The sequence below is a fragment of the Xanthobacter sp. SG618 genome (assembly GCF_012932745.1).
Lineage (GTDB): Bacteria > Pseudomonadota > Alphaproteobacteria > Rhizobiales > Xanthobacteraceae > Xanthobacter > Xanthobacter flavus.
In genome coordinates, this window is the sequence record NZ_JABBHL010000004.1 from 471,546 (window position 1) to 484,889 (window position 13,344).

General features: G+C 67.1%; 13 protein-coding genes and 2 pseudogenes. 12 read left to right on the forward strand and 3 right to left on the reverse strand.

Annotated elements, in window-relative coordinates; all coding sequences use genetic code 11:
- Position 1: 1 nt before the first annotated feature.
- The 3 genes from FHT36_RS14185 to FHT36_RS14195 all read left to right on the forward strand — a co-directional run bounded on the left by FHT36_RS14185 (position 2) and on the right by FHT36_RS14195 (position 2,296).
- On the forward strand, positions 2-787 hold the full coding sequence (locus FHT36_RS14185; RefSeq protein ID WP_169123136.1) for an SDR family NAD(P)-dependent oxidoreductase: 786 nt from the start codon (positions 2-4) through the stop codon (positions 785-787).
- 51 nt (positions 788-838) lie between these two features.
- Positions 839-1,858, forward strand: a complete 1,020-nt coding sequence (locus FHT36_RS14190) for a TRAP transporter substrate-binding protein (protein WP_169123137.1) — start codon at positions 839-841, stop codon at positions 1,856-1,858.
- A 282-nt stretch (positions 1,859-2,140) separates the two neighbouring features.
- Positions 2,141-2,296 (forward strand): transposase, encoded by a 156-nt coding sequence (locus FHT36_RS14195; protein ID WP_407077077.1) that lies wholly within the window; start codon positions 2,141-2,143, stop codon positions 2,294-2,296.
- Positions 2,297-2,354: 58 nt separating this feature from the next.
- Here FHT36_RS14195 and FHT36_RS14200 read toward each other — a convergent pair whose 3' ends face one another.
- The gene (locus tag FHT36_RS14200; RefSeq protein WP_169123139.1) at positions 2,355-2,780 is read right to left on the reverse strand and encodes an Rrf2 family transcriptional regulator; all 426 of its coding nucleotides are present in this window, start codon (positions 2,778-2,780) and stop codon (positions 2,355-2,357) included.
- 99 nt (positions 2,781-2,879) lie between these two features.
- Here FHT36_RS14200 and FHT36_RS14205 point away from each other — a divergent pair, with 99 nt between their 5' ends.
- The 7 genes and pseudogenes from FHT36_RS14205 (at position 2,880) to FHT36_RS14235 (ending at position 9,768) form a co-directional block, all read left to right on the forward strand.
- Entirely contained in the window at positions 2,880-3,803 is a 924-nt protein-coding gene (locus FHT36_RS14205) for an NAD(P)/FAD-dependent oxidoreductase (protein WP_169123140.1), read from the forward strand.
- On the forward strand, positions 3,800-4,468 hold the full coding sequence (locus FHT36_RS14210; RefSeq protein ID WP_169123141.1) for a class I SAM-dependent methyltransferase: 669 nt from the start codon (positions 3,800-3,802) through the stop codon (positions 4,466-4,468). Before FHT36_RS14205 ends, FHT36_RS14210 begins: the two co-directional genes overlap by 4 nt.
- Complete coding sequence (locus tag FHT36_RS14215) at positions 4,461-4,856, forward strand: hypothetical protein (RefSeq protein WP_210257748.1); 396 nt, start codon at positions 4,461-4,463, stop codon at positions 4,854-4,856. The genes FHT36_RS14210 and FHT36_RS14215 overlap by 8 nt, the downstream gene beginning before the upstream one ends.
- Positions 4,857-4,991: 135 nt before the next feature.
- A pseudogene (locus FHT36_RS24520) lies at positions 4,992-5,135 on the forward strand (Arm DNA-binding domain-containing protein); the annotation flags it as partial.
- A gap of 60 nt (positions 5,136-5,195) precedes the next feature.
- Positions 5,196-5,345, forward strand: a pseudogene (locus FHT36_RS14225) (transposase); the annotation flags it as partial.
- A gap of 161 nt (positions 5,346-5,506) precedes the next feature.
- Positions 5,507-6,625 carry an efflux RND transporter periplasmic adaptor subunit gene (locus FHT36_RS14230; RefSeq protein ID WP_210257749.1) on the forward strand — a complete coding sequence of 373 codons (1,119 nt, stop codon included), beginning with the start codon at positions 5,507-5,509 and terminating at the stop codon, positions 6,623-6,625.
- Positions 6,625-9,768, forward strand: a complete 3,144-nt coding sequence (locus FHT36_RS14235) for a multidrug efflux RND transporter permease subunit (RefSeq protein ID WP_169123143.1) — start codon at positions 6,625-6,627, stop codon at positions 9,766-9,768. The genes FHT36_RS14230 and FHT36_RS14235 overlap by 1 nt, the downstream gene beginning before the upstream one ends.
- A gap of 4 nt (positions 9,769-9,772) precedes the next feature.
- On the opposite strand, the gene FHT36_RS14240 is transcribed toward FHT36_RS14235, so the two are convergent.
- Together FHT36_RS14240 and FHT36_RS14245 are read right to left on the reverse strand one after the other, a co-directional pair.
- A complete protein-coding gene (locus FHT36_RS14240; protein ID WP_169123144.1) occupies positions 9,773-10,354 on the reverse strand; it encodes a cytochrome b in 582 nt (193 codons plus the stop codon).
- Positions 10,355-10,403: 49 nt separating this feature from the next.
- On the reverse strand, positions 10,404-10,943 hold the full coding sequence (locus tag FHT36_RS14245) for a GNAT family N-acetyltransferase (RefSeq protein WP_169123145.1): 540 nt from the start codon (positions 10,941-10,943) through the stop codon (positions 10,404-10,406).
- Between the two features lie 352 nt (positions 10,944-11,295).
- On the opposite strand from FHT36_RS14245, the gene FHT36_RS14250 reads away from it, so the two are divergent.
- The gene (locus FHT36_RS14250; RefSeq protein ID WP_169123146.1) at positions 11,296-11,964 is read left to right on the forward strand and encodes a response regulator transcription factor; all 669 of its coding nucleotides are present in this window, start codon (positions 11,296-11,298) and stop codon (positions 11,962-11,964) included.
- Complete coding sequence (locus FHT36_RS14255; RefSeq protein WP_169123147.1) at positions 11,961-13,289, forward strand: HAMP domain-containing sensor histidine kinase; 1,329 nt, start codon at positions 11,961-11,963, stop codon at positions 13,287-13,289. Before FHT36_RS14250 ends, FHT36_RS14255 begins: the two co-directional genes overlap by 4 nt.
- The last annotated feature ends 55 nt before the right edge of the window (positions 13,290-13,344 follow it).

Below are 13,344 nucleotides of genomic sequence, written 5' to 3' on the forward strand. Positions count from 1 at the left end.
TATGAGGCTGGAAGGTAAGATCGCCATCGTCACCGGTGGCGCGCGGGGCATCGGCTTCGCCATCTCGCAGGCCCTGTCGCGCGAGGGCGCCACCATCGTGATCGCGGACGTGAATGTCGATGGCGCCAGGGCCTCCACCGGGAAGCTCGTTGCCGCCGGCGGACTCGCCATGGCAGTTGCGGTGGACGTCGCCGACCCGGCCTCCGTCGCCGGCATGGTCGAGGCCACCCTTGGCGCGTACGGCCGCATCGACATCCTCGTGAACAATGCCGGCGTGGGCGGCAACACGCCCTTCCTCGACACCAAGCTCGAGGACTGGAACCGCATCATCTCCATCAACCTCACCGGCGCCTTCCTGGTGGCGCAGGCCTGCGCGCGGGAAATGGTGAAGGGCGGCGGCGGCAAGATCGTCAACATCGCCTCGCTGTCCGGCCAGCGCGGCGGAAACGGGCGCGCCGCCTACGGCTCCGCCAAGGCCGGCCTGGAGCTTCTCACCAAAGTGATGGCGGTGGAACTCGCCCCCTACGGCATCAACGTGAACAACATTGCCCCGGGCGCCATCGAGACTGAGATGGCCAAGTTTGCCCACGATGCCGCGACCCGCGCCGCTTACAATTACCTCATCCCCATGACGCGCTACGGCACGCCCGAGGAGATCGCCGACGCGGCGGTGTTCCTGTGCTCCGACGAGAGCCGCTACGTGCACGGCCACACCCTCAATGTAGACGGCGGCTTCCGCACCGCCGGCCTCATGTTCGGCACCGACAAGGTGGCGCCGCCGGTCTGAGCCGTGCACGTCGCGACAGATCAAAACCAAAAGCAGATCAAGGAGGAAACAATGTCCGTCACCCTTTCACGCCGCCAGTTCGCCACCCTCGCCGCCGGGGCCGCCGTCAGCGCCGCCGTACCGATCCGCCGGGCTCGGGCGGCGGAATTCGTCTTCAAAGTCGGGACCAACGTGCCCGAGTCCCACCCCCTCAACGTCAACATCCGCAAGGCTTCAGAAGAGCTGAAGACGACCACGGATGGCCGCTTCGATCTCCAGCTGTTCGCCAACAACCAGCTTGGCGGCGATTCCGACATGCTCTCCCAGCTGCGCTCGGGCGCGCTGGAGTGCTTCCTGAATTCCGGCGTGAATGTGCTGTCGACGATGATCCCGTCCGCGGCGATCTCCGGCATCGGCTTCGCCTTCAAGGATTATCCGACGCTCTGGAGCGCCATGGATGGCAAGCTCGGCGCGCACCTGCGCGGCGAGATCAACAAGGGCGGCATCGTGGTGATGGAGAAGATCTGGGACAACGGCTTCCGCCAGATCACCACCTCCACCAAGCCCATCGTCGTCCCCGCCGACCTGCAGGGCATGAAGATCCGCGTGCCGGTGAGCGCTTTGTGGACCTCGCTGTTCAAGTCGCTGGGTGCTTCGCCCACCGGCATCAACTTTTCGGAGGTCTATTCGGCGCTCCAGACCAAGGTCGTGGACGGACAGGAAAATCCGCCGGCCATCATCTCGGCCGCGAAGCTTTACGAAGTGCAGAAATACTGCTCCATAACCAACCACATGTGGGACGGCTGGTGGTTCCTCATCAACCGTCGCGCCTGGGGCCAGCTGCCGCCGGACATGCAGGAGAAGGTGGCCAAGACCATCAACACCTGGTGCATGAACGAGCGCGAAGAAGTGGCCAAGCAGAATGAAAACCTGCGCACCGTGCTGATGGAAAAGGGGCTGATCTTCAACACCGTGGATCCCCTGCCCTTCCGCGACGCGCTCAGCAAGTCCGGCTTCTATGCCGACTGGCGGGCGAAGTTCGGCGACAAGGCGTGGGACCTCCTGGAGGAAGCCACGGGCAAGCTGAGCTGAGGCAAGAAGCGCAAACCAGTCCGTCTACCCCTCCGGAGCTCGCCCGCCACCGCATGGTCGGGCTCCGGAGCCCCGCGCGGCGCAGCGGCGGCACCTGCCTCGCGGAGTTTGGTTGAGCGCAGGCGCCCGCCTGCCGTCATCTCCTGCGGGGCTTCGGTCGTTGAACCGGTCATTCCATAGAACACCATCATGTGGCGACCCTCGACCACGGACAGAAGCAAAGAACCCGCGACGCTCCATGCTCGGGATTGACGACAACCGGTCCAAATACAGAAGCAGATCATCTCGATGTTGAAGGAGCGCGAACCGGGGATCAAGACCGTCGATGTGTGCCGCACGCACGGGATCTTGAGCGCCACGCTCTGCAAGTGGAAGGCGAAGTACGGCGGCATGACTCTGAGCCAATCCTGCCGCGCCGCACGCCCACCGCGAATCTAATGACTGCAGCAGTCGGTAAGACAGTTGGACGCGCCGACCATCCGTAGGGTCCGGCCCCTCATTTGCTGAGAGGCAGAGCGATCTTGCGCGACAAGGCGCCAATCGTCACCTCGCCAAAGCGGGTGAGCAAAAGGTGCTCAGCCTCTGCCATGGCGTCCTTCAGCGCTTCGTTGACGGCCTGTTCGATCAGACACTTGGGATTGTCGTCGGCGAGGCCGATCGCCAGCATCTTGGGGCTGCCCAGCGCCTCGTGGATGTCTCGCAGGCTGACCGTGTCGAGCGGCCGCGCCAGCGCCCAGCCGCCGCCGTGACCTTTGACGGAGGTCAAGTACCCCGCCGCGCGCAGGCAGCCCATGGTCCTCCTCACCACAACCGGGTTTGTGTCGAGCATTCTGCTGATGACCTCGGAGGTCACGGGGCCGCCGATATGATCCATGTGGATCAATACGTGCAGCATTCGGGACAGGCGGGTGTCGGCAGGCATGGCGCGATCCTAGAGCAGAATCATTCTTAACAATATAAGTTGCATGTCGAGATCCGCCCTATATGCTTCACGCAACATTAAAAGTTGCGAGTACGAGTCATGGATCAATACGATGTCGTTGTGGTCGGGGGCAGTTTCGCCGGCCTTTCCGCCGCGATGCAGCTGGCCCGCGCGCAGCGCCGCGTACTGCTCGTGGACGCGGGGCGCCCCAGAAACCGCTTCGCGGCGGCCTCCCACGGCTTCCTCGGACAGGACGGAGTCGCACCGGCGGAGATCATGCGTCAGGGACGCGATCAATTGGCGCGATACACGACCGTCGCGTTCCACCATGCCGAGGCCCTGGCCGCCGAGGTCCATGACGACAGGTTCACACTGGCCCTGTCTGACGGCGTGCAGGTCGCGAGCCGCAAGCTCATCCTGGCCACCGGAGTCCAGGACACGCTGCCGCTGCGATCGATGATCGGCCGCTGGGGCGTGAGCGTTCTGCATTGTCCCTACTGCCACGGCTACGAGGTGCGGGGCCGTCGCCTCGCCGCCATCGCCAACGCCGCGGGCGCGGTGCACCAAGCGATGATCCTGCCCGACTGGGGCCCGACGACCTTCTATACGCAGGGGGTATTCGAACCGACCGCGGAGGAAGCAGCGCTGCTCGGCGCGCGTGGCGTCGAGATCGAACGCACACCGGTCGTTGAGCTCGTCGGAGAGGGGTCCAACATTTGCTGCCTGATCTTGGCCGACGGCCGAGAGGTCCCGGCCGAGGCCGTATTCACCGCACCCCGCACGCAGATGGCCAGTCCGCTGGCAGAGCAGCTTGGTTGCGCTTTCGCAGAGGGCATGACCGGCCCCTATATCAAGGTCGATCCCCAGCAGCAGACCAGTGTGCCTGGGGTGTTTGCCGCCGGCGATGCGGCAACCGAAATGTATAACGCCACCCTGGCATCGGCCGCTGGCGTCATGGCCGGCGTAGCCGCGCACCGGGCTCTGGTTATGGACTCGGCGAACGGCGGGCTGGATCGGCCATGAATGGTTTCGACGATGCGGCTGCCGTCGCGCGCTACGCCGAAAACCCGCCGCGCCTTGTGCCGGGCTTTGGCGACCTGCAGCGTATGACGCGCCTCCTCATGGCGGAAACTGCATCGGCCGATGGTCGCATTCTCGTAGTCGGCGCCGGCGGGGGGCTTGAGCTGCGGGCGTTCGCCGAGGCGCAACCTGGCTGGAGTTTCGTCGGCATTGATCCATCCGCCGAGATGCTGAAGCTGGCGACCCGCACGCTTGGGCCATTCGCCGAACGGGTAGACCTGCACGAAGGCTATATTGCCTCAGCGCCGACAGGACCATTCGATGCGGCGTGCTGCCTTCTGACCTTGCATTTCGTCCCGCTCGAGGACCGGCTTTCCACCCTGACGGAAATCCGACGCAGGCTGAAGCCGGGCGCGCAGTTCGTGTTAGCGCATCACAGCGCGCCGGACGGGCCGGCGCGGGACCTGTGGTTCGACCGCTTCGGCGCGTTCGCCGCGGGCAATGGCGTGGCTTTTGACCCTCGGAGCGGAGGCGCGCGCGTTGTCGGTGCGCGTTTGCCCATCCTGTCTCCGGAGGAGGAGGTCGATATTCTGCGCAAGGCCGGTTTCACCGATCCGCAGCTGTTCTATGCCGCGCTGACCTTTCGCGGTTGGGTCGCCCGTGCTTGAGGCGATCCGCGATCAGGCCACGGCCGACGCCGGGCGGATACGGGCGACACTCGACGGCTCCGGCGACCGAGCCGTTACGCCGGAGATGATCGACGCGCTTTCGCAAGCCGCGCGCAGCAGCCCGCGGATCGAAGGATGCGGCTATCGGCGGGATCACCTGCGCGCGTTTGCCCAACGCGTTGAGGTCGCAAACGATGAGGTTCGCATCATGGGGACGAAATCGAATCTGCTTCAAAGCCTCGTCGCCGCTTCGAGCGGGCAATCGGCGGCTTTTGGGGTTCGCGGTTCTGTACTGAAATGGCGCACCCGGCACGATTCGAACGTGCGGCCTTTGCCTTCGGAGGGAGTACTAGTAGCTCCGTCGAATTTACGATGGAGCGCTAAATAAATCTCTATCATACTGCGAATAAAAAAAATTTTGAGACGCATCTTAGCCGAGTCTATCCTTCTGCTCGCTACGATTTTCGCCCAGCTGCTTACGTGGCGCTTACGCGAGACGGGGCGGTAAGGTCGGCGGAACACCATGGCTAAGCTCACCAAAAGAGCCGTCGACGCAGCAGAAGCCGGCGCCAAGGATTATGTGATCTGGGACGACGAGCTCCCTGGCTTTGGCCTCCGGGTTTTCACATCCGGAAAGCGAAGCTACGTCCTTCAGTATCGGTCGGCCTGAACCGCCTCTAGATTCTTGGCCGCCTTCTTCCCTAAATTTTGAGGCAAGGAGGCCCCGATGGGCAAAGCGAACTTCACCGAGAACTTCAAGGGCGACGCGGTCGTTCAGATCACCGCACGGCGCTATCCGGTTGCGGAGGTGGCGGCCCGGCTGGGGATCAGCAAGTACTCGCTCTACGAGTGGAGGAAACGGTACGGCAAGCTAGCGATGGCCCATTCGTTGAGCGTCTAGACCGCGCCGCCGATCTTGGCGCTGATTTCAGCAATTCTCTGTCTATCGTAATCTTTAGGCAATGACGCTGCGTAATAGCCCAGCCCATGAAAACCGATCTTCCTCGCCGAGGCCTTGTGTGGTCCCGGTGCTACCCCATGATTGTTGCAGGGGCGCTCGCCTTGGCGGCCTGCGGGGAGAGCCAGCCTGCGGCACCCCACGAACCCGTCAATGTCTCGGTCGTGCAGCTGAGGCCCGAGGCCGTTACGATTCACGACGTGCTGCCGGGCCGGGTCGCGGCTTATCGCGTCGCGGAAATCCGGCCGCAGGTGGGCGGCATCGTCCAGCACCGGCTGTTCCGGGAGGGGAGCGAGGTCGCGGCGGGCCAGCCACTGTTCCAGATCGACCCGGCCGCGTTCGCCGCGGAAGTCGACATGGCGGCTGCGGTCCTGCGCCGGGCCGAGGCGGTGCTCGACCGGGCCGAGGCGCAGGTGAGGCGCGTCGAGGCGCTTCTCAAGACCAACACCGCCACCCAGCAGGCGCATGAGGATGCCATCGCCGCGCGCGCTCAGGCCGCCGCCGATGTCGCCCACAGCCGGGCTGCGCTGGAGCGGCGGACGCTCGATCTCGGCTTCGCCACCCTCCGCGCTCCCATCGCTGGCCGGGTCGACCATGCGCTGGCGAGCGAGGGCGCGCTGGCGACGCCCGGCGGCCCCGCACCACTCGCCATCGTGCAGCAGATCGACCGGGTCTATGTCGATCTCCGCCAGCCGGCCCGCAGCCTCGACGCCTTGCGGCGGCTGGCAGGGCCCGGCGGCCCGGATGCGGGCCCGGTGGACATCCTGTCGGCGGAGGGCAATACGTATCCGGTCGCCGCAAAACTCCTTTTCTCGGGGGTCAGCGTGGACCCCGGCACGGGCGAGGTGATCCTACGCGTCGAGGCAGAAAATCCCGGGCGCCTGCTGCTGCCGGGCATGTTCGTGCGGGCGCGGCTGCTGCGGGAGAAGCGACCCGAGGCCCTGCTGGTGCCGCTGCAGGCGGTGCAGCGCGACGGCAACGGCATGGAACACGTCAGCATCGTCGAGGACCCCGGCCGGGTGGCGCGGCGCGAGATCGTGACCGGTGCCCAGATCGACGGGCGCATCGTCGTCGAGCGCGGGCTGCGCGCCGGCGAGCGGGTGATCGTGGAGGGGCAGGACCATGTCCAGCCGGGCGCCCAGGTGACCGCCTTGCCGTGGCAGCGCGAGCGCCTGGCGGATGCGGAGCCGCATCGCTGATGGCCGTCTTCTTCATCGACCGGCCGGTCTTCGCCTGGGTCATCGCGATCGTCATCGCGCTCGCGGGGGCCATCGCGATCCCACAGCTTCCCACCGAGCGCTATCCGGCCATCGCGCCGCCAAGCATCAGTATCTATGCGACTTACCCCGGCGCCTCGCCGCAGGCGATGAGCGACGGGGTCGTCAGCCTAATCGAGCGTGAACTGTCGAGCGTGCGCAATCTCCTGTATTTCGAGAGCGCGACGGACATGTCGGGCACTGCGACGATCACCGCGACGTTCAAGCCCGGCACCAGCCCGGAACTCGCGCAGGTGGACGTGCAGAACCGCCTGAAGACGGTGGAGGCGCGCCTGCCGCAGGCGGTCCGGCAGCTTGGCCTGACGGTCGAGGCGGTGGCCTCCGGCTTCCTGCTGCTGGTGGATATCATCGCCCCCGGCGGGGCGTATGACGAGGTGACCCTCGGCGACTATGCCGTGCGCAACGTCGCTGACGAGCTCAAGCGCGTGCCGGGTGTCGGACGTGTCCAGCTCTTTGCGACGGAGCGCGCGATGCGGATCTGGATCGATCCGGTCAAACTGTCGGCCCACGGAACCACATTCGGCGATGTCACCACCGCCATCGCGCAGCAGAACGTGCAGATCGCGCCGGGCGCCCTCGGGGCCGAGCCGACCACCGCCGGCCAGCGGGTCACCGTGCCGCTGGAGGTCGATGGACGCCTGCGGACGCCCGAGGAGTTCCGCGCCATCGTGCTGCGCGCCCATCCGGACGGATCGAGCCTCACCCTCGGCGCGGTCGCGCGGGTGGAGCTGGGCGCGCAATCCTACGCCTTCGCGACCCGCTCCAACGGCAAGCCGGTGGCGACGCTCGCGGTCCAGCTCGCCCCCGGCGCTAACGCCGTGACGACCTCCTCGGCCATCGCCGCGCGGATGACGGAGCTGGCCAAGGCGATGCCCGAGGGCATGGGGTTCTCGATCCCCTTCGACACGGCCCCCTTCGTGCGCATCTCCATCGAGAAGGTGCTGGTCACCCTGCTCGAGGCCATGGCGCTGGTCTTCCTGGTGATGTTCGTGTTCCTACAGAACGTCCGCTGCACGCTGATCCCGGCGATCGTGGCGCCCATCGCGCTGCTCGGCACCTTCGCGGTGATGCTGGCGGCGGGCTATTCCATCAACGTGCTGACCATGTTCGGCATGGTGCTGGCCATCGGCATCATCGTCGACGATGCCATCGTCGTGGTCGAGACTGTCGAGCGGCTGATGGCGCAGGAGGGGCTCGCCCCGCGCGAGGCGACGCTGCGGGCGATGGGCGAGATGAGCGGGGCGGTGGTCGGCATCACGCTGGTGCTCTCGGCCGTGTTTGTGCCGATGGCGCTGGCGGGGGGCTCGGTCGGCGTCATCTATCGGCAGTTCGTGCTCACGATGGCGGTGTCGATCCTGCTGTCGGCCTTCCTTGCCCTGACGCTCACGCCGGCGCTCTGCGCGACCATGCTGAAGCCCGTGCGGGAGCATGGGGAGAAGCGGGGCGTCTTCGGCTGGTTCGAGCGGGGCTTCGCGGGGCTGACGCGCGGCTATGCGCGCGGCGTCGCCCGGCTGGTGGGGCGGCCCTGGCGGGTGATGGCGGGCTTCGCGGTGATCGTGGCGCTGCTCGGCCTCGCCTTCACGCGGCTACCCTCGGCCTTCCTGCCGGAGGAGGACCAGGGCTATTTCCTCACCTCCATCCAGCTGCCGCCGGACGCGACCGCGAGCCGCACGCGCGAGGCGGTGGAGACCATGGAACGGCACAACGCCACGCGGCCGGCCGTCCGGCACACCGAGAGCATCATGGGGTTCGGCTTCTCGGGCTCCGGCCCGAACGCGGCCATGATCTACACCATGCTGACGGACTGGAACGCACGCCACGGCGTGAGCGCCGCCGACGAAGTGGCGCAGGCCAACGCGGCCGTCCGGTCGATCCGCGAGGGCAGTGTCGTCAGCATGCTGCCGCCGGCCATCGACGGGCTCGGCACGACCTCCGGCCTCGCGCTGCGGCTGGAGGATCGGGCCGGCCGCGGCCCGGTCGCGCTCGCTGCGGCGAAGGACCGGCTGATGGCGGCGGCCGCCGCGAGCCCCGTGCTCACCGGCGTCTATGAGGAGGGCCTGCCGCCCGGAAATCGCATCCGGCTTCACATCGACCGGCTGAAGGCGCACATCCTCGGCGTCTCCTTCGCCGACATTGCGGACACGCTCAGCGCGGCGATGGGCTCTTCCTATGTCAACGACTTCACCAATCTCGGCCGCGTGCAGCAGGTGATCGTGCAGGCCGACGCGGCGGCGCGGATGACGCTCGACGATATTCTGAGGCTCGAGGTGCGCAACGCCGCCGGCCGTTCCGTGCAGTTGTCAGAACTCGCCACGCCGGCGTGGGAGAGCGGCCCGCTCCAGCTCGTGCGGTACAACGGCTATCCGGCGGCGCGGATCACCGGCGCCGCCGCGCCGGGCCGCTCCAGCGGAGAGGCCATGCGGGAATTGGAGATGCTGGCTCGCCAGTTGCCGCCGGGTTTCACCGTCACGTGGACCGGCCAGTCCCTGCAGGAGCAGGAGGCCGGCGCGCAGGCGCCGCTGCTGCTCACCCTCTCCATGCTGGTTGTGTTCCTGGTACTCGCCGCGCTCTATGGAAGCTGGTCGGTGCCGCTCGCCGTCATGCTGGTGGTGCCGCTGGGCCTGATCGGCGCGGTGGCCGCCGTGATGCTGCGGGACATGCCGAACGACGTGCTGTTCACCGTGGGGCTGGTCACCATCATCGGGCTTTCGGCCAAGAACGCCATCCTGATCGTCGAGTTCGCCCGGGCCGCCCGCGCGCGGGGGCTCGATCCGGCGCAGGCGGCGGTGGAGGCGGCGCGGCTGCGGCTGCGGCCGATCGTGATGACGAGCCTCGCCTTCACGCTCGGCATCGTGCCGCTGATGGTCGCCTCCGGGGCGGGCAGCGAGACCCAGCAGTCCATCGGCACGGGCGTCTTCGGCGGCATGATCAGCGCCACCATCCTCGCGGTCCTCTTCGTGCCGGTGTTCTTCGTCGTGGTGACGAGGCTGGCGGAGCGGCTGGCCGGGCGGGTCGGGCGCGGCGCGGCGGCTGAGCCTTTGACCGGCCCGGCCGGGCCGGGTTAGGGCGTCAGGCGCGGCTGCGCCACATGCGCGGCAGAACGTCGGTGGGGCCGTTCCTGTCCTCGAAACGGTGCTTCAGCGTGCCCGCCACATGCAGGACGACGCAGGCGAGGAGCAGATAGGCGGCATATTTGTGGAGCGCCTGAAACACCGCGAAGGCCGCGTCGTTCTTCGGCAGGAGCTCCGGCAGGTGCGGCAGGAAGAAAAAGGGCACGCCGTCGCTCTGGGTGAAGCTGCTCGACATGGCGTAGCCCAGCAGGGGGATGAGCACGGTGAGCGCGATCATCAGGCGGTGGATGGCGTGCGACAGCATCTTCTCCCAGCTCCGCAGCGCCGGAGGCAGGCCGGGAATCACGGCGCTGTAGCGCCAGCGCAAGGTCAGCTGCACCAGCGCGACGAGCCAGACCAGGATGCCGAACTGCTTGTGGTTCACGTAGAAGAATCCAGCGGTCGGATCGTCTTCGGCGAGGCGGGTCATGTGCCAGCCGGCTGCGATCAGCGCGAGGATCAGCACAGCCCGCACCCAATGAAGGATGCGCATGGAGCGCGGGTAGACGACGCCCTCTCCGGCGTGCAGCGATTGAGGCATGACTCTTTTCCTGTTCCGTGTGGTGGCGTCCCGAGCCTGGCGGGCTGGTCTAGTCCCGACCGGCCATGACCTTCTCGAACCTGAACATGCCGCCGCCGCCCGGCAGAGCGGGCTGATCGTCTCGGTGGGGATCGGGGTGGCCGGCGTGATAATAGGCGACGATCGTGAAACCGCATGTGTTGACGTAGAAGTGGATGTTCCGCCTCTCGAAATAGGGGGTGTGGGTCGTCCACACCCTCGTTTGCGGATAGCGGGCTTCGATCGCATTCCAGGCGCTCCTGCCGATGCCCTGGCCTTCATGGCCCACGGCCACGAAGAACAGGTCGAGCGCGTTCTTCCCGGTCAGCCTGTCGATGACCACGACGGCGCCGCCGACCCTCTGTCCATCCCGCACGATGTGAAGAACCTCGGCGCCCGGTGCCTCGCAGGATTCCATGATGGTCTCGTCCGGTGGAATGGCGGCCTCCGCCAGCGCGCCGAATTCCGCCACGGCGGCAACGGCGAAGGCCTCCCGCAGATCCTGCCGGTAGCGCGGCAGGTCGGCGGGGGCCACAGGCTCGAGCGTCATAATATCGTGATCCAAGATCATGATCCGGCTGAAGGCCCGGTCCGGGCACAGGGTTTGGGGGGATGCGGCGCGGTCGCCGGCCTTCGGCCCGCTGCTGGATCCGGCAACATGCCGGCGTCGCAAGAGGGCGTGATGGCTTCGGATGGCATCGTGTCCGCTCTGCGGACACGATTGATCCCCCGCACACCCGAAGCCATCGCGTACGCGGGGCGGGCCGCGCCCCGTCCATGAATCGGGGCTGCATTGCGTGGACATTACACTCCCTTGACGACCGGCGCGGCCCCGCCTCGGCGCACGTGTAATCTTCATGTAACGATGGCGGCCAAGAAGCGGGCGCCCAGAAAGCGGCGCCACACGAAGAGGGCATTCATCCGTGCGCATACTCGTCATAGAGGACGATACCGATCTCGGCCCCTGGCTGCGGGATGCGCTGGAGGCCGCGCTAGGCGGGGCCGATCGCGTGGCGACGCTCGACGAGGCAGAGACCGCCCTGAAGGTGCGCCCCTTCGATCTGGTGGTGATGGACCGCCGGCTACCGGACGGCGACGCGGTGTCGCTGATCGCGAAAATGCGGATGCTCAGCCCGCGCCCGAGCATCCTGGTGCTTACCGCGTTGGACGATCCCAACGAGATCGCGCGGGCGCTCGATGCCGGCGCCGACGACTATCTCGCCAAGCCCTTCGAGCCGGTGGAGCTGATCGCGCGGGCGCGGGCGGTGCTGAGGCGGAACCAGCTCGACCAGAAGGGCGTCACCAGCGTGTCGAACCTGCGCTTCGACACCTTCGCGCGCACCGCCTATGTAGACGACCAGCCGCTGATCCTGCCGCGCCGGGAGCTCGCCTTGCTGGAGGCGCTGATGCGCCGGGCGGGGCAGGTGGTGCTGCGCGAATCCCTGGACAATGCGGTCTACGGCTTCGACGACGAGATCCAGTCAAATGCCATCGACGCCCATCTGTCGCGCTTGCGCAAGCGCTTGCGGGAGGCCGGCTGCCGTGCGGAAATCAAGGCTCTGCGCGGAATCGGTTACCTGATGGTCGAATGAGGATACTGCTGAAGAGATCCATCGCCTCGTCAGCCGCGATGCTGCTTGGAGGCCTGATCTCGGCCCTCCTGTGCTGCCTCTTCATCGGCTTCATCGCCTTCTACGGGGATGACGGCGACGTCGCGCAATCCGATGTCGCCACCGAGATCAAGCGCTCGGTCCGGCTCGACGAGGCGGGCCGCCCCCTGCTGACGCCGACGGGGAGGCTGCTCGCGTTTCAGCGGCAGTTTCCGCAGCTCTGGTATGTGGTCAGCACGCCCCACGGCAACCTTTCCTTTGGCGAGGTGCCCCCGCGCGTGCGCGGGAGCCTTGGCCTGCCGGATGCGTCGCAGGCTCGGTCCGTTTATGACGCCAGCGGTCCCGAGATGCAGCTCCTCGGCTCGACGCGCGCCGAGGACGACCCGGCCATGCTCATCGCCCTCGGCGGGGCCGTCTACACCAGCACGGAAGTCATCGTATCGCTCCTGCGGGAGCCGGACATGCCCTCGACGCTCCTGGCTGCGGTGATGACCATCATCATCCTCACAACCATCCTCGTGGTGCCCGCACTGATCGTCCGGCCGGTCCGCCGGGCGGCGGCCGCCGCCGAGGAGATTGGTGCCCGGGAGGGCGTGCGGCTGCCGGTCGATCAGCAGCCAGCGGAGTTGAAGCCGCTGGCCCTCGCCTTCAATCGCGCGCTCGACCGGATCGACGCCGCCACGGCGGAGCAGCGGCGCTTCCTGTCGAACGCCGCCCATGAGCTGCGCACGCCGCTGACCCGCCTGCGCACGCGCCTTGAGCGCGTCGAGGATCGCGAGATCAAGGCGGAGCTGGTGGGGGAGCTGCAATCGCTGTCGGCGACGGTGACCATGCTGCTGCAGCTCGCGCGGCTCACCTCCCAGCCCACGGAAATGCAGCCCATAGATCTCGTCTCAGTGGTCCGCGAGGCAACGGCCCGCGAGGTGCCGACGGCGCTGGCGAGCGGCGTGGACATCGAGCTACGCGGCGAGGGGCCGGTGATGGTCTCCGGCTCGGCGCAGGCCATCGGCATCGGCCTGTCCAATCTCGTACGCAACGCGATCCAACACGGCGGCAGCGGAGGCCGGGTGGTGGTCGAGGTGGCCGCGTCCCGACGGGTCTCGGTAATCGATTTCGGCCCCGGCATCAGCACAGCCTATGGCGGGCGCACGGTCATGGAGCCGTTCGCGCGCGGCAAGCAGGATTCCGCCGGCACGGGCCTCGGTCTCGCCATCGTTGCGCAGGTCGCGGCGCTGCATGGCGCCGGCCTCTCCATGGAGGAAACGCCGGGCGGTGGCACGACGGTGACCTTGAGCTTTCCTCAATGATGTTCCGCCGGCCCGCCGTGTAATGCGTCGGTAATCCTGGGGGCGAGAATGGCAC

Coding starts and splice junctions, on each gene's coding strand:
- FHT36_RS14185 (WP_169123136.1), top strand. CDS start 2: ATGAGGCTGGAAGGTAAGATCGCCATCGTCACCGGTGGCGCGCGGGGC.
- FHT36_RS14190 (WP_169123137.1), top strand. CDS start 839: ATGTCCGTCACCCTTTCACGCCGCCAGTTCGCCACCCTCGCCGCCGGG.
- FHT36_RS14200 (WP_169123139.1), bottom strand. CDS start 2,780: ATGCCTGCCGACACCCGCCTGTCCCGAATGCTGCACGTATTGATCCAC.
- FHT36_RS14205 (WP_169123140.1), top strand. CDS start 2,880: ATGGATCAATACGATGTCGTTGTGGTCGGGGGCAGTTTCGCCGGCCTT.
- FHT36_RS14210 (WP_169123141.1), top strand. CDS start 3,800: ATGAATGGTTTCGACGATGCGGCTGCCGTCGCGCGCTACGCCGAAAAC.
- FHT36_RS14230 (WP_210257749.1), top strand. CDS start 5,507: ATGATTGTTGCAGGGGCGCTCGCCTTGGCGGCCTGCGGGGAGAGCCAG.
- FHT36_RS14235 (WP_169123143.1), top strand. CDS start 6,625: ATGGCCGTCTTCTTCATCGACCGGCCGGTCTTCGCCTGGGTCATCGCG.
- FHT36_RS14240 (WP_169123144.1), bottom strand. CDS start 10,354: ATGCCTCAATCGCTGCACGCCGGAGAGGGCGTCGTCTACCCGCGCTCC.
- FHT36_RS14245 (WP_169123145.1), bottom strand. CDS start 10,943: ATGATCTTGGATCACGATATTATGACGCTCGAGCCTGTGGCCCCCGCC.
- FHT36_RS14255 (WP_169123147.1), top strand. CDS start 11,961: ATGAGGATACTGCTGAAGAGATCCATCGCCTCGTCAGCCGCGATGCTG.